This is a genomic window from Galbibacter sp., from assembly GCF_035306585.1.
Taxonomy (GTDB): domain Bacteria; phylum Bacteroidota; class Bacteroidia; order Flavobacteriales; family Flavobacteriaceae; genus Galbibacter.
Window position 1 is genome coordinate 1 of sequence record NZ_DATGNU010000065.1, and the last position, 22567, is coordinate 22567.

Genomic DNA, 22567 nt, shown 5'->3' on the forward strand with positions numbered 1-22567 from the left:
TTTTCAGCTCTAGTTTTAATAATGAAACTTCCAAAACCTCTGAGGTAAACATTATCACCACCTTCCAATGAATTTTTAACCTCTTCCATAAAAGATTCTACAGTTGCCTGAACATCTCCTTTTTCCATGCCAAGTTTTTCTGAAATCTTAGCTACAATGTCTGCTTTAGTCATTTTTATATATTTGTTTTTACAGTGTTGTCAATTTAGGGGATGCAAATATATAAATTAATTAACCAATAAATAAAGCGTAAATAATTAAAATTTAACCAAATAAAGAAATCGTATTGAAAATTAGAGCTAATGAAATTGATTTTAGGGAGGTTGTAAATTCATGGTACTCAGAGAATAAAAGAGATTTGCCTTGGAGAGACAGTCGTGACCCTTATCGTATTTGGCTGTCTGAGATCATATTGCAGCAGACCAGAGTCGAGCAGGGATTACCGTATTACCTCCGTTTTATTGCCTCCTTTCCTACAGTTTTTGATTTAGCAAAAGCCTCTGAGCATCAAGTTCTTAAACTTTGGCAGGGTCTTGGGTATTATTCTCGTGCTAGAAATTTGCATCATACGGCCAAGGAGGTAGCTTACCAAATGAAGGGTGTTTTCCCGAAATCCTATAGGGAATTGCTAAAACTAAAAGGGGTGGGAGAATATACCGCTAGTGCCATTGCCTCCATTTGTTATAATGAGCCGGTGGCCGTAGTTGACGGGAATGTGTATAGAGTGCTGAGTAGATATTTTGGGGTGGACATTCCAATAAATTCTACGCAAGGAGTTCGGTATTTTAAAGAACTAGCTGCCCAGGTTATGGATACAAGACATCCTGGGGACTACAATCAGGCTGTGATGGAATTTGGGGCGCTTCAATGCAAACCCCAATTACCGCTATGTGCTAATTGTGATTTACAAGTAAACTGTATTGCCTTCCAATTACAAAAAGTTGAAAAGCTTCCAGTGAAGCTTAAAAAAAATAAACTTAAAAAGCGGTATTTTAATTATATTGTTCTTTTAGATCAGCAACATACCTTGCTTGAGATTCGAAGCAAGAAAGATATTTGGCAATATCTATACCAGTTTCCTTTGGTGGAATCCAAGAAAAACCTCCATGTAGAAGAGCTAACGAAAAAAGAAGACTTTTTGAATTTGATTTCAGGGAAATCTTACGATATTCGCTTGTTCAATCCTAAGGTGGCGGTTCATAAATTGTCACATCAACATATTTATACCAAGTTTTGGATTGTTGAGTTAAAAGGGTCAATTCCAAATGGGATTCTTAGGAAAAACATAAAAGAGTATCCAGTCCCGGTATTAATTGCCAATTTTGTGAAAGATTTTGGTTTTTAAAGTTGGAATTTTTCTTAAATTTAAAGAAGTTTTTAAAATTAATACATAATATAAAATGAGCGGAACGTTAAACAAAGTAATGCTGATTGGTCACTTAGGTGACGACGTGAAGACGACGTATTTTGATGGGGGTGGATGCATTGGACGATTCCCACTAGCAACTAATGAAACCTATACGAACCGGCAAACCGGGGAGCGTGTGAGTAATACCGAATGGCATAATGTTGTGGTTAGAAATAAGGCTGCAGAAATTTGCGAAAAATACCTGAGTAAAGGTGATAAGGTGTACGTAGAAGGACGATTGAAGACCAGACAGTGGCAAGGGGAGGACAACGTAACGAGGTATACCACCGAGATCCAAGTTACTGATTTTACATTCCTTTCCAATAAAGGGGATAATCAGAATGAAAATAGTGGATCTCAGCAAAATTATCAAACGGCACAACAAGTTGAGTCTCAAACAACTTCCGCTCCAGAGGAGGAAGAGGATGATTTGCCATTTTAATCAAGTAGAACTAAAATAACTTATATTGGACCCAGAGCCCTCGAGTTTTATTCCATTGTTTTTTGAAGTGGATACTGTTACAATTATTAATTTATCAGTACTCATCGTATTATTAATTTCCACCGCGCTGGTCTCAGGAGCGGAGGCGGCTTTCTTCTCGCTCTCATCGGCAGATATTCAAAGTGAATTAGAGTCCAAGACACGTCGTGGGAATACTATTGTTAGACTAATTGAAAAACCTAAAAAACTTTTGGCCACTTTGATGGTAGCCAAAACGCTATTTAACTTGAGCTTTGTACTGCTCTTTATTTCTATAGGAGATCAGCTGTTCCCGAGTTTTGAAAATAGATTATTCGGGGTAATTGAACTACGTCTTGTTATAGAACTAGTTATAGTCACTTTTTTGATATTGCTTTTGGGTGAAATTCTGCCAAAATTATATGCGAGCAAAAACAATTACAGGTTTGTTCATGCGATGGCGAACCCTATAAGTATTTTGGATAAAATTCTCACTCCTTTTAATAGGCCAATGCAAGCTATTACATTGTATTTTCACCAACGTTTAGCAAAGCAGAAATCAGATATTTCCGTGGATCAGCTCTCGCATGCCTTAGAAATTACAACCGAAGGTGATACCACTGAAGAGGAGCAAAAAATACTTCATGGGATCGTATCTTTTGGAAATACCGATACCCGGCAGGTTATGCAACCCAGGATTGATGTGTTCGCGCTTGGAGAGCACATGGAGTTTTCTGAAGTCGTTAAACAAATCGTTAAAAACGGGTATTCTAGAATTCCAGTATATAAAGAGAATATGGATACCGTTACTGGGGTATTGTATGTGAAAGACCTGTTGCCCTATCTTGATAAAAAGGACTTTGATTGGATTTCATTAAAACGGGATGCTTATTTTGTTCCAGAAAACAAGAAGCTCGATGATTTATTGAAGGAGTTCCAAGACTTGAAAATTCACCTCGCAATAGTCGTTGATGAGTATGGAGGGACTTCAGGGGTTGTGACACTGGAAGATATCATCGAAGAGATTGTCGGAGATATAAGCGATGAATTTGACGATGAGGATTTGGTGTATTCTAAGTTGGATGAAAAGAATTTTGTGTTCGAAGGTAAAACGGTATTAAAGGACTTTTATAAAGTCATAGACCTTGAGGATGAATCGGACTTTGAAGAAAATAAGGGAGAGTCGGAAACTATTGCTGGTTTTGTGTTGGAAATAGCAGGCAGCTTCCCTAAAAAAGGAGAAAAAGTGACCTTTAACAACATCACTTTTGTAGTCGAAGCTTTGGATAATAAGCGTATTAAACAAATTAAAGTTACAATAGATTGAGAATCTTTAAATATATATGGTCATTTATTGGCTTCTCCGTAATAGTATATTCATGTACTGATAATCCGATTCCAAAACCTCAGGCTGAACTAAGACTTGAATTTCCACAAGCCTCTTACCATACTATTTCTCTGGATTGTCCATTTGATTTCCAAACAAACGTTAATGCAAGTGTAACATCAAAAGGTGATTGTTCCATGCTCATCGAGTATCCCAAAATGAATGCTACCATGTATATTACCTATAAAAATATTCACCAAGATTTGGATTTATTACTAAGGGATGCGCAAAAGCTAACTTATGAGCATGTAGCCAAGGCTGATAATATTACAGAGCAACCTTTTGTCAATACCCAGGGTGATGTTTATGGGATGTTTTATGCCATCACAGGAGATGCTGCTTCAAATTCACAATTTTACCTCACCGATAGCACAAATCATTTTTTAACAGGTTCGCTTTATTTTAATGCAAAACCTAATTACGATTCCTTGCTGCCAGCTGTGGTGTATCTGCAAAACGACATTCGTAAAATCATGGAAAGCTTTCGTTGGAAGTATCCTAATTAAAAACCTTTATTATAGAATTAAAAAAGCCCTTTGAGCGATCCCAAAAGGCTTCTTTTATTAGTTATGATTTTACCCTATTGACGGAAAGAAAGACTGCGTTATTTTCCGAGTAGGTTCTTTGCATTGGCAATACTAGATTCGATTTGCTTTTTAAGGTCGTCCACCTCTTTTTGTTCTTGATCAAGAAGTTGTTGCTTTTCTTGAGTAAGTGGTTTTCCTTTTAGAATCTCATCGACATCAAATTTAGCACCGAAATCCTTCATCCAATCCATCATAGCCTTGTGTGAAGCCTCCAGATCATTAATTGCTTTCTGATACTGTGTACTTGATTGACTGCTGTCGATTTTGGTTTCTAATTCGCTCATTAGGCTAGATATATCACTCATTTTTGGCATTAAATTATCATGTACCGCCATTACTTCTTCCATTTGAGTAGGTCCTTCTGATTTCTTTTCGCCATTTTTACAAGATGCTAGTCCTATGGTTAAAACCAATAATAGTAAACTAAATTTTCTCATATTTTTTTCAATTTTATGTGGCCGATTTACGGTAGTTTCTATATTGTTCAAAAATAAGGATTATTATCACACTCAAACCAAATAGTGGCAATAAGAGGCAAAGAAATCCAATTATTATGTACATGCCAAATCCCAAGGAAAATTTCTTTGGCAGTTTTGGAACTCCCCAGCTGTTTTTTCTTTTCCTAAGACCATAGGAGAATATTGCAGAAAGACTCATCAATAGTAACATAAATGCTGTCAATAACATTACGATCCAGTTCCATTGACCGAATTGTCCTTGGTGAAAAGCCATAACCCACATTCGTCCCTGCATGAGAATACCAACATCAGCCCAGGTATGTTTCTTTAACAATTCACCATTGTATGGATCAAAATGGTATTTGCTTTGCTTGCTGAGATCTTTGTAGTAAGTGTTTTGTACACTAAATACTCCTTTTTCATTTTTTGGAAAAGAGATACTAACCGTTCCTGGGAGCTGTAGTTCCTTGGCTTTTTCTACGATGACATCCAAATGAATCATTTCGGAGCCTTCGCTGTAGGTGTCTTGCGTGTAGCTGTTCCATGTAGTAGGATAGCCCGTATGGGTTTTTTCTTGTACCCATTTAAATCCAGAACCAAATACATCCGTCCATGGAAGTCCACCCGCGAGAATCAGAAGAAATAGTGCGGATAACCAAAAACCCGTGATGGCATGAGCATCTCTAAAAAAGGTTCGTCGACCACTTTTTGTTCGTGGTATAAAAAAGGATTTTATTTTCCAAGAATCCTTAGGCCACCAAACATAGATACCAGTAATGATCAATATGACCATCCAACTTCCGACCAGTTCAATAACCTTTGTGCCGTAGCTGCCTAAAAGAAGCTCCCCATGGAGTTTTCGCACCTTATACATAGGTGTTTTACGAGTTTCAATTACTCCAGTAGTAATCCCTTTATATGGATCTATATACAGAATTTGCTGTGTTTCGAACATTCCCGATACAAATTCAGTGGCCTGATTGGCTGAAGTAGGAATGACCATCAAGGACAGCGACTCATTTGTGTGGGTTTTAGCAATTTCCCATTGTTTTTGATAGGACAACGGCCTTGCTGTAACCTCCACCTCCTTATAAGCCATAAGGTTCTTTTGCTGGTAGGTGTCTTTGAATAAGTAAATAATCCCAGTTGCGGATAATAGCACTATAAAAGGAAGGGCTATGACTCCAGCTAGAAAATGCCATTTCCACATCCATTTATTTAAATTGTTGTTTTTCATTTTTAAAACTTAAAATTTATAGCGAATTCCGAGATGAAACGCCCGTGGTCCCCCAGACTCGTAATTGTTTTCATTGGTGTAAACATTAAAGGAAGCACGCGTTGAATAGAGACGGTCAAAAATATTTAATACATGTACCCAAATCTCCAAATTTCTCCACTTATAAGAACCTGTTAGATTAAAAATATGATGTCCTCCATAGGTGGCTGTTCCCCAACTTCCATTTTGATTTTCACGTTGATTTTCCAAACTTGTATTATATGAACCAACCATTTCATACTCTAATCCGAGATTTAGTTTTTCAAGGATGGAAGGGGTATAATTTAGCTGAGTGATTCCTAATAATTGTGGTGCAGTCTCCATATCGGAATCTGAATAATCAACACCAGAATCGTAAAACTCCAAGTAACGATGCTTGGCAAAACTACCGTTATGCGTAATTTTCAATTCTTGGGATATATGATAGCCTATCCCATATTCTACGCCGTATGATCGTGTTTTACCGGCATTAGCATTATAATATTGATCTTGCTCATTTCTAAGGGTGACCAATGTGTTATTACCATCCAAAACATATAGCGCCAGATCTATTTTCATTCTGTTAGTAGAGAGGTAACCCCCAAGTTCATAGTTATTGTATTTTGAGGGTTTAAGGCCATGGATTTGTCCATCGATTTCCACATATTTATTTCTGTAAAGAGTGGAGGTTTGTGGAGGTGAGAATCCGTTTGAGTAATTGATGTACAAACCTGAATTTCTGCTAAAGTTATAGTTCAGACCAATCTTGGGTGAAAAATTATTGTAATCATTCACAGCGTCCGCAGCACCTTTCTGTCCATCGAGTTGATTGTCATAATCATAATTGAAACCATCGTATCGAAGTGCAGTGGTAAATTTAAGATTGGTTAATGGGTTAAATTCAAATTGAAGGTATCCTGCATAATTTAAAATGTCCGCTTCATAGTTCAAAATATAACTTCCCTGATTGATTTGATAGGCCTGGTTTATACCCGATTGGGTGTCCACCGTTACTGTAATAGTTTGTGCCTGATACCTTTGAGGAGAATAATCAATGCTTGAGCCTAAAATAAGAGATGCATTCGCGAAATTAAAATCAGTTTTATGTTGTACAAGACCGACGATACTTTGAAAGCGATCGCTGTTAATTTCTCCTTCCCCCTTACCAGTTAGGAGGCCTTGCTCGCGGAATTGTCGAATGCGATAGGACGGGATTTGATTCGTTTGATTATCCCGAAATATGATATTGAAAGTGGTTTTGTTTCGATCATTCCAGTACTTGTTCAAGGTACTTTTTAATCGAAACGCTTTGGCACTACGTTCTGTAAAGGTCTGATCACTTAGATATTCCCCAGAATGATAATCTGATTCCGTTAAAGAACCAGATGTATCTGTACGATAATCAATTAGGTCGAATGTATTGATCCAGCTGGTGCTTGAATCAAAATGATAAACGGTCTTAAAGGTAGTTGCAAATTTTTCGTAGTCACTATGTCCTAAAGGGCCGTTATTTCGTTGGGTGTACTGGCTCCCTAAGTAGTAACCAAAATTTTTATTGGCATAATTAGATACTTCCAGTGTATATTTCGATAATCCGAGATCATTTATTTGGAATCCTAGGCTTCCACTAAAGTTTCTACTTGGATTCTTAGTGATAAAGTTAAAACTTCCACCAATGGATTCACTTCCATAGATGCTTGAAGCGGGTCCTTTTAAAACCTCTACTCGATTAAAAGAAACATCATTCATCTCCAGTAGGGCATTGTGATTAAACACAGCTGTTGGACGGATTGGAATACCATCCTCCAAATATAAAAAGAGCGATTTGGTCGAGATGGGAGATCGGACTGAGGTCATATGCTGCTCATTTCCCGAAGCTACTGAGGTGGACATAAATACACCTGGTGCTTGATTTATGATCTGTTCTATTCCGAAGGGCTTTAGTTCCTCTAATCTGGCTGCAGTAATCACTGATATGGCACCTGGGATCTCTGCACGCTTTTGTGCTTCTCTACTGGCTGAGACAATAACTTCCTGTAGTTCTTCCTGGGATTGTTCAAGAATGATGATATTACCCGATGATTTAAGGGTAACTGCCACGGTTTGATATCCGATAGCGGTAATGAGCACCTTGGGTTGTTTAAGGGCAATAGTGAATTCTCCAAGGATGTTGGTAGCAACACCATTAGAGGGATTAGTGCTGGACTGTATACTCACCCCATCTATGGGATCAAGGTTGTGATCTTTTATCTGGCCACTATAGGTGATTTGTGCGTTTATTGAAATGCTTATCCCAAGCAAAAGGGTAAGCACTAATAGGTGTTTCATTTTTTAATTTGATGTGTAGAATTATATAATCGTATTATTACGATCATATAATAAAATAAATACTAATTGAGGGGTAAGAATTCAACGCTTTTAATCTACCTAATTTTTTAAAAAAATTAAATATATCTCATATCATATCGCATCCCTAGATGCTTCTGGGCGAATTCTTACAAACTGAAAAAAGTTACAAACTAACAGGAGGTTGGAAGAGAGTATGATTGAATAAAAAATTGTAATGTTGGGAATAAAAAGCATTGATGGTGGGTTTAATGCTTATGTGTGTTAAAGCTGGAATATGGAGTACATTTACAAAACCAATAGGATACTCTCTAAGATCAATTGCTGGAATATTTTGTTTCTTCTGCTGATTTTCAGCTTCTAACATTTCCATAAGGTAGCATTTACCGTTACAGTCCATCGCTGGTTTATCCTTATTAATACACAAGTACTCCGCAATGTAATCCTGGTTGATAACATAGTCGAATACTGGCATTACCGGTTTAAGCATGGCAAGCACGTAGAGAAATGTAAACGATATGGGTACCCATCTTGTTTTCACAAGTATTCCACTTTATAAAAAGATATACAAAGGAAATCATTTTAAATTTAATTTTGGGATCTTTGTCATCAAAAGATCGAATTTATGGATAAAAGTAAATTAAAGTGGGTTTACCTGCTTTTTTTGTCTGTAATTTGGGGAAGCTCCTACATTTTAATCAAAAAAGGTCTTGTTGGTTTATCACCCGTTCAATTGGGATCACTTCGGATTTTATTTTCCGCCATTTTTCTTTTATGTATTGGATTTAAGACAGCCTTCAGTTTAACATTTGTGCAATGGAAGTGGGTCGCATTATCTGTTTTTTGTGGGGTGTTTGCACCAGCTTAGTTATTCGCTTTTGCCGAAAAAGAAATTGATAGCAATATTGCGGCTATATTAAATTCTTTGGTTCCGTTGTTTACCATTCTGATTGGCTTTGTAGGTTTTAAAATTCGTTTTAATGGCAACCAATTAATAGGTGTAATTATTGGCTTGCTAGGGGCTGTTTTACTCATTGTGCAAGGTGCACGATTAAATCCTGGCCAGAATTACTTTTATTCATTATTCGTAATTCTGGCTGCTTCTCTCTACGCTACAAATGCCAATGTGATTAAATCCAAACTACAAGATGTATCGGTAAGAGCAATGTCGGTTGGTAGTTTTATGGTTATTGCCATACCTGCCTTAGTGATATTAATCTGTACTGGCTTTTTGGATTCAAATAATTTCACGCAACCAAAGTTGGTAGATTCTTTAATTTATGTGGCTATTTTAGGGGTAGTTGGAACTGGGGTGACTATAATTGTTTTTAATCGGTTGATCCAGATTACTTCACCTGTGTTTTCTACTTCTGTAACCTATCTAGCACCTGTTGTAGGAATTTTATGGGGTGTTTTAGATGGAGAGAAGTTTGGTGTGTTTCACCTTGGTGCTACTGTTGTTATACTCTTTGGAGTATATGGAGTAAATTCCAATAGGAGGAATAAAAAAGGAAATCCCCCAACCTGATCCAGTAGACTGAGTTGGGGGATTTCCTTTTTGTCTATTATGCTACTTGACTATTTAAAATCATCAGCAGTAAATTCAATATTAATCAACGCCTGAGAAAGTGTGTTTTCAACTGGCATACCACCAATAGATGCTTTCTTTAAGGTAGGTAACTTTATTCCGTCATATTCCTTATAATCAAACAGAAATGCTTCGTTTGTTTGACTTTGTCCACCCATGGATGTCACGGATTGTTCTTTGAGCTTCAACCCATTGTCCACATCGTAAAAATAGGAGGTGCTAATTACTTCCCCTGGGACATCGATCTGATAGGCATCTTTTCCTTCGACTTTAGCAATACCTGCAAGGGTAGCATTTTGGTTGCTAAGTAACGTAAGCTCAGGGAAAACACCTACACTGTTCTGGAGGTCCTTGATCATCTGTGGTGAAATAGGCACAGTATTGGGACCTTGTTTTATGAGAGTTTCCTGATCATTGATAAGCACCGACATCATCGGATTTCCATTCATCTTTATTACCTGAGCATAGTTATCTGAAGTTCTATTCTCAATAATCTCCAATGATCCTCCATTGATACTAGTTGAATAGATCGTTTGTATGGAGGATAAACTAGCAACTTTATCCTTTCCGCCAATGGCATTTAGGTAGTTATTTAAAACGCTTTGAACCGTTAATCCATCTGGAATCTTCTGCTCAAAGTTTGGTTTTTCAACTGGATTGGCAAAGGTGTCAAAGTACAACATAGGAATACCAGTAGCTTCTAATTTAGAGGCTACTTCGCTACCTTTTCCTGCGATAACCACCCGAGCATTATCCGCTTTAAAGTATTTATTAGCCACGCGTAGGACATCTTCAGCAGTAACTGCATTTATTTTTTCCAGATAGGTTTTGTAAAAATCTTTAGGGAGTCCTTTTGTTTCAATATTAAGCGCATAGCGAGCAACCGTAGAAGGATTCTCTAAAGCAAGTACGAAATTACCAAGATATTTTGCTTTGGCATTTGCTAGATCTTTTTCAGATGCCTTTTGCGTACGGATGCGTTTGATCTCCTTGAAAAATTCAACAACCGCACTGTCGGTAACTGCATTGCGAACACTTGTTGATGCCGAAAATGTTGATGCGTTATGAGTGTTTGTTTGTAAACTCGATCTAGCACCATAGGTAAACCCGTGTTCTTCTCTTAAATTCATATTTAAATAACTAGAGAAACCGCCACCCAATATATGGTTTGCAATTAGCGCAGCGTGATAATCAGGATCACTCATTTTTAAATCGACCATATTGGTGACTTCGATCTCCGATTGAACTGCATTTGGCATGTCGATAAAGTTAATCTGAGAATACTGAACATCCTTTGGGGCTGTATAGGCGTACTGCGGTGCTTTTTCAGCTTTCCAATCAGCAAAATACTCTTTTACAAGCTTTTTGGTAGTCTTCCCATCGACATCTCCAACAATTACTAGATATGCCTTGGCTGGCTTAAAATAGGTATTGTAAAAATTGATCACATCGTTGAGTTGAATGTTGTTGATGGTCTCTTGTGAAACAAATTCTCCATATGGGTGATCTAAACCAAAAGTCAAAGCTCCAGAAACTCTTCGTTGAATGACAGAAACATTTTTTTCACCAGATTTAATACTCTCTATAAGTTGCGTTTTCTTTTTATCGAATTCCTCTTGAGTGAACACAGGATTGATAGCTCCATCGGCAAGAAGTTCTAAAATTTCTGGAAAGTACTTGGAGAGTGAATTCGCTCCAGCGCTCTGTGAACCGTACCATATATTAGCGCCTAGGTAATCTACTTTTTCATTGAAATCATCTTTACTCATCTTGGCAGTTCCAGTACCTAACATTTCTCCTGTAAGAGATGATACCCCTGCTTTTTCACCTTCCAAAATTGGACTGTTGTCAATGGTTAGTGTCATAGAGACTTTGGGTAATTTATGGTTTTCAACCACCATTACCTTTAGTCCATTGTCAAGTTTAAATGTATAAGGTTTTTCTATGTTTATGGTAGGAGCGGGTCCTGGTGTAGGTTGAATTGACCTGTCGATTTGTGCAAAAGTGAAACTTGCACAGAAACTTAGAAAAAACGTGAATATAGTTGTCTTCATTTGAATTAATTATTTGTTGGTTGTGGAAGATATTCCAATCTTAGGCGTTGGTTCTTTTGCAAGTATTTGTTAGCGACTTCTTTGATATCCTCTCTGGTAATTCCTCGGTAAATTTCAATCTCTGAATTGATAAGGTTCGTATCGTCGTACAACATATAATAGGTTGCTAATGAACTCGCAATACCTGACATGCTAGAATTGGAATTCACAAAATCATTTTCCATTTTGTTTTGTAACTTCTGAAAGTCCGACTCAGAGATTAGCTCTGTTTGAACCTTTGCAATTTCCATATCAATTTCTTTTTCGAGTTGTTCGAGGGGGATGTCCCCTAATGGAAGTGCAAAGATGTTATACATGCTATAATCTTCCATAGTTCTATTGAATGCAAAAACCTGTAAGGCTGATTTATTCTCATCCACCATGGTTTTGTAAAGTTTTGAAGTTTTTCCATCACTTAGGTAGGTAGCAATCATATTAAGAACATAAGAATCACGCTCGGTCATGGCTGGAGTTCGATAACAAAGTGCAAGAGCCGGAATTTGAATATTAGAATCATATTCTGTTGAGGTGATTTGTTCAGTAATAGGATCTTCTTTTGCGAAACCTCTTTCTATTGGAGCTCCTTTAGGAATGGAGCCAAAATATTGGTTAATCATTTTTTTAACCTCGGGAACATCGATATCCCCTGCCACCACTAGGACAGCATTATTTGGGACATAATATTTGTCATTAAATGCCTTAAATTCCTCAAGAGTGGCAGCATCTAAGTGCTCCATAGATCCAATAACACTAAACTGATAGGGGTGTTTTTTGAAAAGGTGGGGTTGTACGGCAATACCATAACTTAATGCCCCATAAGGTGAATTGTCAATTCGTTGTCTCTTTTCTTCTTTGACAACTTCATTTTGAGTGTCAACACCGATTTGATTGATCACCGGGTGCAGTAATCTCTCGGATTCCATCCATAAACCTAGTTCAACGTTGTTAGACGGAAATACCTCGTAGTAGTACGTTCTATCAGCGGTGGTGTTGGCATTGTTACTTCCGCCATTTGCACTGACGATGTTAAACCATTCTCCTCTTTCAATATTTTCTGTACCTTCAAATAAAAGGTGTTCAAAGAAGTGTGCAAAACCAGTTCTTTCTGGGTTTTCGTCTTTAGCACCTACATGGTACATCACCGAAGTAGTTACTACCGGAGCAGAATTGTCTTGATGAAGGATCACATGCATCCCATTGGCCAGATCATACTCCTCAAACTCGATTTGCTGTGCTGTTGAAGGCCAACACAGCATTGAAAAAATCGCGATGGCGATTAAATTGTTTCTCATAAGTAAATTGGTTTGTTATTTGCGTTTTTTTAATCGCTGTATGTTAATTTGATCACAGAAGCGATTAAAATTGTTGTGAAATTTAGTAAAAATATTGCGTTCTACTCCGAATTTTTGAAGGTTATTTTCTTTGTAAAGCGTCTATTTAATTAAGGTTTTCCGTAATATTATGAGTAAAGTATCTGTCAATGCTTAATTTGGAGAAATAACTTTCTAAATGCTAATACCTTTATTTGAGGGACAGGTTTTTTACTGATTCCGAATTTTCGTGGGTGATTGACTGCGTTTAGTTTTAAAAAATGACTTACTTTTTACGCTTGCAATCGTATTTTTTTGTACCTTAAATGTCGTAATTTCAAAATTTTAGCTCATGAACCCAGAAAGATTATACATCAGGTATGGGCTTTTCATCGCAATTGCTTTGATTGCCTATTTTTTAATTCTTAAACTAGTAGGATTACACGAAGTGATATGGCTACGGCTGTTTAATGGGGTTATAGTAGCATATGGAATATACGCTGTTATTCGTATGCGAAGGATTTTGGAGAAAGATAATTTTCACTATCACAATGGGTTTAAAACAGGGGTAATGACCGGGTTTTTAGCGACCATAGCTTTTGTGTTGTTTATGGCCACTTATATGTATCACCTTGATACTCATTTCGCTGAAACTATCATCAATACATGGATTCGAGATTATAATCAAGGACCAGGAGTTTTAGTGTTTATTCTACTGATAGAGGGTTTTGCGTCTACTGTTGTCCTTACGTTGGCTTTTATGCAGAAGTTCAAGCCTAGTTGGAACCTAAAAAAAACTTTCCAAAAGGCATAAAAACATTTGTTCTTTAATGATTTAGAAGTATATTTGCACCCGCTTAATTTAATTAGGCCAAGTTATATATTGATTAAATTATTAATTCATAAGCTATGTATGCAATTGTAGAGATAGCAGGGCAGCAATTTAAAGTTGCGAAAGATCAAAAGGTATTTGTACACCGTTTGGCTTCTGAAGAAGGAGACAAGGTTTCATTTGACAACGTTCTTTTGTTGGATAATGACGGTGAAGTAACCGTTGGCGCCCCAGCTATAGACGGAGCCGCAGTAGAGGCAAAAGTCATCAAGCACCTAAAGGGTGATAAGGTAATTGTTTTTAAGAAGAAAAGACGTAAAGGTTTTCGCAAGAAAAACGGACACAGACAATCTCTTACTGAAATAGTTATTGAGAACATCGTAAGTAGTGGTGCTAAAAAAGCAGCACCTAAGAAAAAGGCTGCTCCTAAAAAAGAAGAAGCTAAGCCAGCTGCTGAAAAAGCAGCACCTAAGAAAAAAGCCGCTTCCAAAAAGGGAGACGATTTGAAAAAAATTGAAGGAATAGGGCCTAAAGCTGCTGAGGCTTTAGTAAACGCTGGAGTGGACACTTTCGCTAAGTTGGCAAAAAAGTCTGCGGATCAGGTAAAAGAAATTTTAACTCAAGCAAGTTCGACACTTGCACATTTGGATCCTGGAACATGGGCTGAGCAAGCTGATCTAGCTGCCAATGGCAAATGGGATGAGCTTAAAGAATTACAAGATCAATTAAACGGAGGGAAATAATTCTCCTATTGGTTTTAAAATAAAGTTTAACAAGTCTTGGATTGCACAAGATATTAAAACACAATAGAAATGGCACACAAAAAAGGTGTTGGTAGTTCCAAGAACGGTAGAGAATCAGAATCGAAACGCTTAGGTGTTAAGATTTACGGAGGACAAGCCGCTATTGCTGGAAATATCATCGTACGACAAAGAGGTACTTCACACAATCCTGGTGAAAATGTATATATGGGAAAAGACCATACATTACACGCTAAGGTTGATGGTGTTGTAAAATTTGAAAAGAAAAGAAATAACAAATCGTATGTTTCAGTAGTTCCTGCTGAAGCTTAATTAGTTTCTAATCTTATAATGAAGAGCCTTCCATTTTGGGGGGCTTTTTTTATGGATTTAATTGAAATTACAACCTAAAAGAGCCATTAACATTCAGGTATCTTTAATAGGGTTATTCGATTATCTAAAGGTGTTACAGCTTGCCTAAGAAACCGGAACTTTAGGAAAATACTGTAAAAATTCACCAAAAAAGACTATTAAATTGTAATATTATTAATATCTTAGAATAACTAATTTTATCAAAATAAGAGTATTATGAAAAAATCTGTAATTTCTTCATGTTTAGCAATAGCAGTTTTATGCTCAAGTTGCTTAGGGTCGTTCAGTGCATTTAATGGTCTAAAGGATTGGAATCATCAAGTTTCCAGTAACAAATTCGTCAACAACTTGGTTTTCTGGGTATTGTGGATTGTTCCCGTTTATGGAATCTTCATGTTAGGGGATTTAATTATCTTCAACACTATTGAATTCTGGACTGGTTCAAATCCGATCGCTATGAAGCCAGGAGAGAAAGAAACACAAATTGTAGTTGACAATGGTAACACTTTCAAAATGGTAGCTACTCAAAACAGAATGGAGATCGAAATCGTGGATGGACCAAGAAAAGGAGAACGTGTTGACTTGGTTTATAAACCAAGCGAAAAATCTTGGAGTGCTATCAAGGCAAATGGGGAAGTTATTGAATTAGCCACTATGAAGGATGGTATGTATGTAGTGAATCTGCCTAATGGTGAAGCTGTTGAGATAAATCCTAATATGACTAAAGAAGAAGCAATGGCTCAAATACAAGCTAAATCTGATTGCCAGTATGAGGAAGCTATGTTTGCTTTGGCAAAATAAGGATTTACTGTAAAAATAACGGGAGATTTCGGTCTTCCATCTTAAAACCTTTTAACGGGAGGCTGAGCACATGTCGGCCTCCTGTTTTTTTTATACTGGGGTAATTGGTGTATTAATACAGGATTTTGGAATGCCAAATCCATCGACTAAGGTGTCCACATGTGGTCGTAGTTCCGAACACAACCGCTCTACTCTGTTTCTAATAGCCTTGGATTTAGCTGCACCAATGTAGCCTTGCTCTAAATACCAAGCTGCATTGTCGTGGATCTCACTAAGTGCAAATAACGTTCCAAGTTTATCAAATAAGAATTTTAGTTCATTACTTTGGATCGTTTTAGTAAATTCAATAAATGCCTTATAAGATAACTCTTCACTATAAGCCTTACCTAGTTCCACTAAATGGGTTTGCACCTTCAAAAAAGCTTGGTAGGAAGGGATACCTTTCTTGGTGTATTTCTGAATTCTGGAGGCTACAGAAAAGGTTAGTCTACGTCTTCTGTATTCCAGTGCATTTAGATGGAAATCACTGTCATAAAGGTGATCCTTGTCCGTTTTATTGGTAAATATTGGATTGAAAGTAGTAAGACGATCGGATAGCTGAGTGCCCAGATATTTTAGGATGTCTCTAAAATGATCACTGTTGAATTCTGTTTTAAAATTTGTTAAGATACCTTTAGCGGCCAATTGGATTAAAACGGTGTTATCTCCCTCAAAGGTGGTGAATATATCTACGTCTCCTTTGATACTGGCAAGTTTGTTTTCAGACATATAACCTTGCCCTCCACAGGCCTCTCTACACTCTTGAATACAATTGTTGGCAAACCAGGTAATGGTAGCTTTTAAAGCCGCCGCTTGCGTTTCAATTTCTCTTCTATTCGAAGCATTCGAATTAGCGTATTGTGTTATTAATTTCTCTAGTACAAAGTGGTAGACGTAGGACTTAGCGATAGGTTTTATCAGTCGTAGTTGATGGGTTGGGTAATCCATGATCAGGTCTTCCTGTATCTTTTGATCACTGTTAAATTGTCTTCGGTTTAAGGCGTATTTAACGGCAATAGCTAGCGCTTTCTTAGCACCGCTCAGAGCACCTTTTCCAACACAGATTCTTCCCCCAACCAAGGTGCCTAACATCGTAAAGAACCGTTTATTTCGATTCTCGATATCTGAGTGGTATTTACCTTGATGGTCAATGGAGCCAAATTTATTTAATAGATTTTCTCTTGGAACCGCAACATTGTGAAACCAGATTTTTCCATTGTCTACTCCATTTAATCCTAATTTATATCCATTGTCCTCAATTCGGACGCCTTTTCGTAAGGCTCCATTCTCATCTCGCAAAGGGACAAGGATGGCATGAACACCGTGATTTGTTCCTTCCACTATAAGCTGGGCAAAAACCGTTGCCATAGAAGCATCAAGTGCATTACCGATATATATTTTATTATCATTCTCCGATGGGGTATGAACCACTAGGCTATCGTTTTCCTTAACATAGGTAGCTGTAGTCTTTACACCTCTTACGTTGGATCCATGTCTGGTTTCTGTCATGGCAAAACACCCTAGGATTTCTGCCTTCCCAGCGGCTTTAAGATATTTATCATGGTGGATCTTGGTACCTAGATTAGCAATGCTTCCTCCAAAAAGACCAAACTGCACACCGAACTTGATAGTTAAACTTCCGTCAACAAACATGAGATTGTCGAATATTGCACCATATGCTGGCATATCAGCAATCCCACCATATTCTGGATCAAATGCCATCGCACCATAACCTGCCTCGGCAAGCTCTTTGAGCTGCCTTCGTACCCAATCTCTTTGCGCTTCTTTTGTGTGGCGTACCTCCCAGGTAAATGATGGTTTACTTATGAACTTTCTAAAAGGATCAATAGCCTCCTTGTGTCCTAATTTAAGTAAGTTGTCTATTTCTGAGGCTTTGTAAAAAGAGGCGGTGTGAGCGGTGTTTTTTTGTACCTTAAACAAATGGTGGTAGTGGTTTGGCTGAATCCCAAGGTTAATTTCAATAAATTTTAAATGAGGATCCACTTGATCTACCTCCTGATCTTTATTGGCCCATCGAACAGAGAAAAGGCTTAACGGATAGGAGTCACTTTCGATAAGACGAATTTTGGATTGATCAATAAGTTCTTTCCATCGGAGCATGGTTTGGTCCGAGGGAGGATTACTTGGGTCAATCCAACGTTTTATACTCTTGATCTCCTCTTCCTTAAGGGTGTCGCCTTCGATCGCTTTGGTAAATACTGAAATTTCCGAAGGAGAAAAAAGATCATCTGACCACATTACATAGAGGAATGGGATATACTTTAAAAGATTCGGTGTGTTTTGCAATTTTTCCATAGATACAATGTACGAATAATTAGAGAATTTACAGATTTTTAAAAACTCGATCGAAGGGTGGTCGTCACACTGGTACATTTGTTTTATCTTTGTTGTATGAATGAGCATTTAGACCCTACAGGAGAACACTTTTCTGCGGAAGAGGTTGATTTTGAGAGAGCTTTACGCCCTTTAAGTTTTGATGATTTTGCAGGACAAGAGCAGGTGCTGGAAAATTTAAAGGTTTTTGTTCAGGCGGCAAATTTGCGATCAGAAGCGTTAGATCACGCCTTATTCCATGGGCCTCCAGGACTTGGGAAAACAACCTTGGCCTATATTCTAGCCAATGAATTAGGGGTAGGAATTAAAGTAACCTCTGGTCCAGTGTTAGATAAACCTGGGGATCTTGCTGGTTTGTTGACAAATCTGCAAGACCGGGATGTGCTTTTTATTGATGAAATACACCGTTTAAGTCCTATTGTGGAAGAATATTTATATTCTGCCATGGAGGATTATAAAATTGATATTATGATAGAAACGGGACCAAACGCCCGTACGGTGCAAATAAATCTAAACCCCTTCACCTTAATCGGTGCGACCACTCGGTCAGGTCTGTTGACCTCGCCCATGCGCGCGCGTTTTGGAATTAACTCCAGGCTTCAGTATTACAGCACTGAACTTCTAGCGGATATAGTTCAGCGTAGTGCGCAGATATTAAAAGTGCCGATCTCCATGGAAGCGGCCATTGAAATTGCGGGAAGAAGTAGAGGTACTCCTCGAATAGCAAATGCACTTCTTAGAAGAATTCGTGATTTTGCACAGATCAAGGGGAATGGGTCCATTGATATCGAGATTGCGAAATTTGGACTAAAGGCTCTTAATGTGGATGCCTATGGTTTGGATGAAATGGATAATAAAATCCTACTTACCATAATTGATAAATTCAAAGGAGGTCCCGTAGGTATTACAACCCTAGCCACAGCCGTGTCAGAAAGTGCTGAAACCATAGAGGAGGTTTATGAGCCTTTTTTGATTCAACAAGGCTTTATTGTGAGAACTCCTAGAGGTAGAGAAGTCACTGAACTAGCTTACAGGCATTTAGGTAAGATCAAAGGAGGGATACAAGGAGGATTGTTTTAATGGATTTAAGAGCGAAACATACGCAATGGATTAAAGACCAAGCCAAACGACTGGGATTTATGTCTTGTGGTATTTCCAAGGCTGATTTTTTAGAACAGGAAGCACCGCGATTGGAAAAATGGCTTTCTGAGGGTAAAAATGGCCAGATGCAGTATATGGAGAATCATTTTGACAAACGTCTCGATCCACGAAAATTAGTAGAGGGCTCTAAATCTGTCATCTCCCTATTACTTAATTACTATCCTTCTGATATTCAGAAAGATAAGGAGGCGCCGAAAATTTCAAAGTACGCTTATGGAGTTGATTACCACTTTGTAATTAAGGATAAGCTCAAAGAGCTACTATCGTTAATGCAGGAAGAAATAGGAGCGGTTCACGGTCGTGCTTTTGTTGATTCTGCACCCGTTTTAGATAAGGCGTGGGCTGAAAAAAGCGGATTGGGCTGGAGAGGAAAGCACAGCAACATACTTTCCAAACAAGTCGGCTCTTTCTTTTTTATTGCTGAACTTATCGTGGATTTAGAATTGGAATATGACAGCCCTACCACTGATCATTGTGGAAGTTGTACGGCCTGTATTGACGCTTGCCCCACTGAGGCCATCACAGAACCTTATGTAGTGGACGGGAGTAGATGTATCTCCTATTTTACTATTGAATTAAAGGAGCAGATTCCTACCGAATTTTCAGGTCAGTTCGACAATTGGATATTTGGTTGTGATATATGTCAGGATGTATGTCCTTGGAATCGCTTTTCCAAAGCGCACAGTGAACCCCTTTTTAATCCACATCCCAAATTATTAGATATGACCAAAAAAGATTGGGAAGAAATTACCGAGGATGTTTTTAGAGAAATCTTTAAAAAATCGGCCGTTAAAAGAACTAAATTTTCTGGACTTAAACGAAACATCGAGTTTTTGAAGTAAATCGTTTTTGCATAATAGGCAAAAGTGTGCGAGAAAATTAAGAAAATCACTTGGGATAACGAGCTTTGAATATTCATCCTAATATAGCTAGTGTTAAATCTGTATGGGTTAAAAAAACATTTGATGCAAGGGGTGATATAAAAAGCTAGATTCTTCTACCTTTGTACTTGGTTCTTATTAGAAAAACAATAGTCTAAGTCCTTATTAAGGGGTTAAGCTTGTAAATAAATTCATATGAGTAAAAATATCCGTAGAAGGGAAGCTTTAGTATATCATGCTAAGCCTCAACCTGGAAAAATCAAGATTGTACCAACAAAGCGCTATTCTACACAGCGCGATTTGGCCTTGGCCTATTCACCAGGTGTTGCAGAACCTTGCCTTGAAATAGCCAAGGATAAGGAAAATGCTTATAAGTATACAACCAAAGGAAATTTGGTTGCCGTAATCACCAACGGAACAGCGGTTCTTGGTCTGGGAGATATCGGTCCAGAGGCGTCCAAACCCGTCATGGAAGGGAAGGGTTTATTGTTTAAGATTTTTTCGGATATCGACGGTATAGATATTGAATTGGACACCAAGGATGTCGATACCTTTGTTCAAACCGTAAAAACCATTGCGCCGACCTTCGGTGGAATTAATCTAGAGGATATCAAGGCTCCTGAAGCTTTTGAAATCGAGCGAAGGTTAAAAGAAGAGTTGGATATTCCAGTAATGCATGATGATCAACATGGAACAGCTATTATTTCTGCTGCGGCGTTGCTCAACGCTTTGGAACTTGCAGGAAAGGATATTGAATCTGTCAAGATCGTAATTAGTGGTGCAGGGGCAGCTGCTGTGTCCTGTACAAGACTCTACAAAGCCTTTGGAGCTAGGGCATCTAATATCGTTATGTTAGATAGTAAAGGGGTCATTAGATCAGATCGACCTGGACTCACTACCGAGAAATTGGAATTTGCAACGGATCGAAAAATTGATACCCTAGAAGAGGCGATGGTAGATTGCGATGTGTTCATAGGGTTGTCCATAGCAGATATCGTTTCTGTGGAGATGTTAAAGTCTATGGCCGCTAATCCAATTGTTTTCGCTATGGCGAATCCTGACCCGGAAATTGATTACCAACTAGCTATGGATGCCAGAGAGGATATCATTATGGCTACAGGCCGTTCCGATCATCCTAATCAGGTAAATAATGTTCTTGGTTTTCCGTTTATTTTTAGAGGAGCACTCGATGTACGCGCCACTAAAATTAATGAAGAAATGAAGATGGCAGCAGTGAAAGCACTAGCTGACTTAGCCAAAGAGGCCGTTCCAGAGCAGGTCAACATTGCTTATGGAGAGACAAAATTAAATTTCGGTAGAGACTATATAATTCCTAAACCATTTGATCCTCGTTTAATTGCAAGAGTACCTCCTGCGGTGGCAAAGGCTGCCATGGACAGTGGGGTTGCTAGAGCCCCGATCGAAGATTGGATGAAGTATGAAGAGGAGCTTTTGCAACGCTTAGGGAATGACAATAAAATTGTACGTCTTTTACATAATAGAGCTAAAACAAATCCTAAGCGAATTGTCTTTGCTGAAGGGGATCACTTGGATGTTTTAAAGGCTGCTCAGATTGTACATGACGAAGGTATTGCTCATCCTATTTTACTGGGAAGCAGAGATGTGATTTTGGAACTGATGAAGGAAATTGACTTTGAGGCTGAAGTAGAAATAATCGACCCTAAGAACGATGAATGTCCTGAAAAGAAGCAGCGGTATGCCGAAAAGTATTGGAATGCTAGGAAACGACATGGTGTAACCCTGTATGATGCACAAAAGAAATTAAGAGAGCGCAATTATTTTGCTGCTATGATGGTCAATGAAGGAGATGCTGATGGACTAATTTCAGGTTATTCAAGAGCGTATCCTACCGTTGTTCGTCCAATGTTAGAGCTCATCGGGAAAGCACCAGGGGTGAATAAAGTTGCTGCAATGAACCTTATGATTACCCAGCGTGGTCCTATGTTTCTTTCCGACACCTCCATCAATATTGATCCAACAGCGAAAGAGTTGGCGAAAATCGCACAAATGACCGCTATTACAGCCAAGATGTTTGGTATTGAGCCTGTAGTGGCTATGTTATCCTATGCCAACTTTGGTTCATCCAAAGACCATCGCGCCACTAAGGTAAGGGATGCTGTAGCATACTTGCACCGTCATTATCCAGAGATTCTAGTGGATGGAGAATTGCAATCCGATTTTGCTCTCAACAAAGACTTATTACAAAGTAAATTCCCTTTTTCTAAGTTAGCGGGACACAAGGTCAATACTTTGATATTCCCAAATCTTGACTCGGCAAACATGACCTATAAGATGATGAAAGAGTTGTATGAAGCGGATTCCATTGGCCCTATTTTACTGGGAATGAACAAGCCTGTTCATATTCTTCAACTAGGAGCCGCCGTGGAAGAAATTGTCAATATGACGGCAGTTGTGGTTGTTGATGCTCAAGAAAAAGAAAGAAAACAAAAGACAGAACATGCGGGATAGCATT

20 protein-coding genes and 1 pseudogene are annotated in these 22567 nt (G+C 38.2%); 13 read left to right on the forward strand and 8 right to left on the reverse strand.

The window, feature by feature from the left end; all coding sequences use genetic code 11:
• On the reverse strand, window positions 1-173 hold a 173-nt coding region (locus VKY50_RS06935; RefSeq protein ID WP_324300269.1), incomplete at its 3' end, for an HU family DNA-binding protein.
• 113 nt (window positions 174-286) lie between these two features.
• Here VKY50_RS06935 and mutY point away from each other — a divergent pair.
• Genes mutY through gldD form a run of 4 tightly spaced genes read left to right on the forward strand, consistent with a single transcriptional unit; the run spans window position 287 to window position 3761 of the window.
• Entirely contained in the window at window positions 287-1345 is a 1059-nt protein-coding gene (gene mutY / locus VKY50_RS06940) for an A/G-specific adenine glycosylase (RefSeq protein WP_324300231.1), read from the forward strand.
• A 55-nt stretch (window positions 1346-1400) separates the two neighbouring features.
• Window positions 1401-1850: a single-stranded DNA-binding protein gene (locus VKY50_RS06945; RefSeq protein ID WP_324300234.1), complete on the forward strand. Its 450-nt coding sequence runs from the start codon at window positions 1401-1403 to the stop codon at window positions 1848-1850.
• A 25-nt stretch (window positions 1851-1875) separates the two neighbouring features.
• Window positions 1876-3195, forward strand: a complete 1320-nt coding sequence (gldE, locus tag VKY50_RS06950; protein ID WP_324300236.1) for a gliding motility-associated protein GldE — start codon at window positions 1876-1878, stop codon at window positions 3193-3195.
• A gap of 2 nt (window positions 3196-3197) precedes the next feature.
• On the forward strand, window positions 3198-3761 hold the full coding sequence (gldD, locus tag VKY50_RS06955) for a gliding motility lipoprotein GldD (protein WP_414652307.1): 564 nt from the start codon (window positions 3198-3200) through the stop codon (window positions 3759-3761).
• A 98-nt stretch (window positions 3762-3859) separates the two neighbouring features.
• On the opposite strand, the gene VKY50_RS06960 is transcribed toward gldD, so the two are convergent.
• The 4 genes from VKY50_RS06960 to VKY50_RS06975 all read right to left on the reverse strand — a co-directional run bounded on the left by VKY50_RS06960 (window position 3860) and on the right by VKY50_RS06975 (window position 8442).
• Entirely contained in the window at window positions 3860-4279 is a 420-nt protein-coding gene (locus tag VKY50_RS06960) for a hypothetical protein (protein ID WP_324300240.1), read from the reverse strand.
• 13 nt (window positions 4280-4292) lie between these two features.
• Window positions 4293-5537, reverse strand: coding sequence for a PepSY-associated TM helix domain-containing protein (locus tag VKY50_RS06965; RefSeq protein WP_324300242.1), 1245 nt, complete (start codon window positions 5535-5537; stop codon window positions 4293-4295).
• Between the two features lie 9 nt (window positions 5538-5546).
• Window positions 5547-7883: a TonB-dependent receptor gene (locus VKY50_RS06970; RefSeq protein WP_324300243.1), complete on the reverse strand. Its 2337-nt coding sequence runs from the start codon at window positions 7881-7883 to the stop codon at window positions 5547-5549.
• Window positions 7884-8067: 184 nt separating this feature from the next.
• Complete coding sequence (locus VKY50_RS06975; RefSeq protein WP_324300245.1) at window positions 8068-8442, reverse strand: hypothetical protein; 375 nt, start codon at window positions 8440-8442, stop codon at window positions 8068-8070.
• Window positions 8443-8526: 84 nt separating this feature from the next.
• Between VKY50_RS06975 and VKY50_RS06980 the strand changes: the two are divergent.
• Window positions 8527-8877 (forward strand): annotated as a pseudogene (locus VKY50_RS06980) (EamA family transporter); the annotation flags it as partial.
• Between the two features lie 150 nt (window positions 8878-9027).
• Window positions 9028-9429 (forward strand): DMT family transporter, encoded by a 402-nt coding sequence (locus VKY50_RS06985; RefSeq protein ID WP_324300271.1) that lies wholly within the window; start codon window positions 9028-9030, stop codon window positions 9427-9429.
• A 50-nt stretch (window positions 9430-9479) separates the two neighbouring features.
• On the opposite strand, the gene VKY50_RS06990 is transcribed toward VKY50_RS06985, so the two are convergent.
• Complete coding sequence (locus VKY50_RS06990; RefSeq protein ID WP_324300247.1) at window positions 9480-11543, reverse strand: M16 family metallopeptidase; 2064 nt, start codon at window positions 11541-11543, stop codon at window positions 9480-9482.
• A 5-nt stretch (window positions 11544-11548) separates the two neighbouring features.
• Window positions 11549-12874: a M16 family metallopeptidase gene (locus VKY50_RS06995; RefSeq protein WP_324300249.1), complete on the reverse strand. Its 1326-nt coding sequence runs from the start codon at window positions 12872-12874 to the stop codon at window positions 11549-11551.
• A 370-nt stretch (window positions 12875-13244) separates the two neighbouring features.
• On the opposite strand from VKY50_RS06995, the gene VKY50_RS07000 reads away from it, so the two are divergent.
• From VKY50_RS07000 to VKY50_RS07015, 4 genes are all read left to right on the forward strand, one after another.
• The gene (locus VKY50_RS07000) at window positions 13245-13706 is read left to right on the forward strand and encodes a DUF4199 family protein (RefSeq protein WP_324300251.1); all 462 of its coding nucleotides are present in this window, start codon (window positions 13245-13247) and stop codon (window positions 13704-13706) included.
• Between the two features lie 95 nt (window positions 13707-13801).
• Window positions 13802-14467, forward strand: coding sequence for a 50S ribosomal protein L21 (gene rplU, locus VKY50_RS07005; RefSeq protein WP_324300253.1), 666 nt, complete (start codon window positions 13802-13804; stop codon window positions 14465-14467).
• A 69-nt stretch (window positions 14468-14536) separates the two neighbouring features.
• Window positions 14537-14797 (forward strand): 50S ribosomal protein L27, encoded by a 261-nt coding sequence (gene rpmA / locus VKY50_RS07010; RefSeq protein ID WP_324300255.1) that lies wholly within the window; start codon window positions 14537-14539, stop codon window positions 14795-14797.
• Between the two features lie 255 nt (window positions 14798-15052).
• Window positions 15053-15637 (forward strand): DUF3332 domain-containing protein, encoded by a 585-nt coding sequence (locus VKY50_RS07015; protein WP_324300257.1) that lies wholly within the window; start codon window positions 15053-15055, stop codon window positions 15635-15637.
• Window positions 15638-15727: 90 nt separating this feature from the next.
• Here VKY50_RS07015 and VKY50_RS07020 read toward each other — a convergent pair whose 3' ends face one another.
• Window positions 15728-17992, reverse strand: coding sequence for an acyl-CoA dehydrogenase family protein (locus tag VKY50_RS07020; RefSeq protein WP_324300259.1), 2265 nt, complete (start codon window positions 17990-17992; stop codon window positions 15728-15730).
• Window positions 17993-18088: 96 nt separating this feature from the next.
• Between VKY50_RS07020 and ruvB the strand changes: the two genes are divergently transcribed.
• The 3 genes from ruvB to VKY50_RS07035 all read left to right on the forward strand — a co-directional run bounded on the left by ruvB (window position 18089) and on the right by VKY50_RS07035 (window position 22563).
• Window positions 18089-19111, forward strand: coding sequence for a Holliday junction branch migration DNA helicase RuvB (gene ruvB / locus VKY50_RS07025; RefSeq protein ID WP_324300261.1), 1023 nt, complete (start codon window positions 18089-18091; stop codon window positions 19109-19111).
• Window positions 19111-20034, forward strand: coding sequence for a tRNA epoxyqueuosine(34) reductase QueG (gene queG / locus VKY50_RS07030; RefSeq protein WP_324300262.1), 924 nt, complete (start codon window positions 19111-19113; stop codon window positions 20032-20034). The genes ruvB and queG overlap by 1 nt, the downstream gene beginning before the upstream one ends.
• Window positions 20035-20268: 234 nt before the next feature.
• Window positions 20269-22563 (forward strand): NADP-dependent malic enzyme, encoded by a 2295-nt coding sequence (locus VKY50_RS07035; RefSeq protein ID WP_324300264.1) that lies wholly within the window; start codon window positions 20269-20271, stop codon window positions 22561-22563.
• Window positions 22564-22567: the final 4 nt, after the last annotated feature.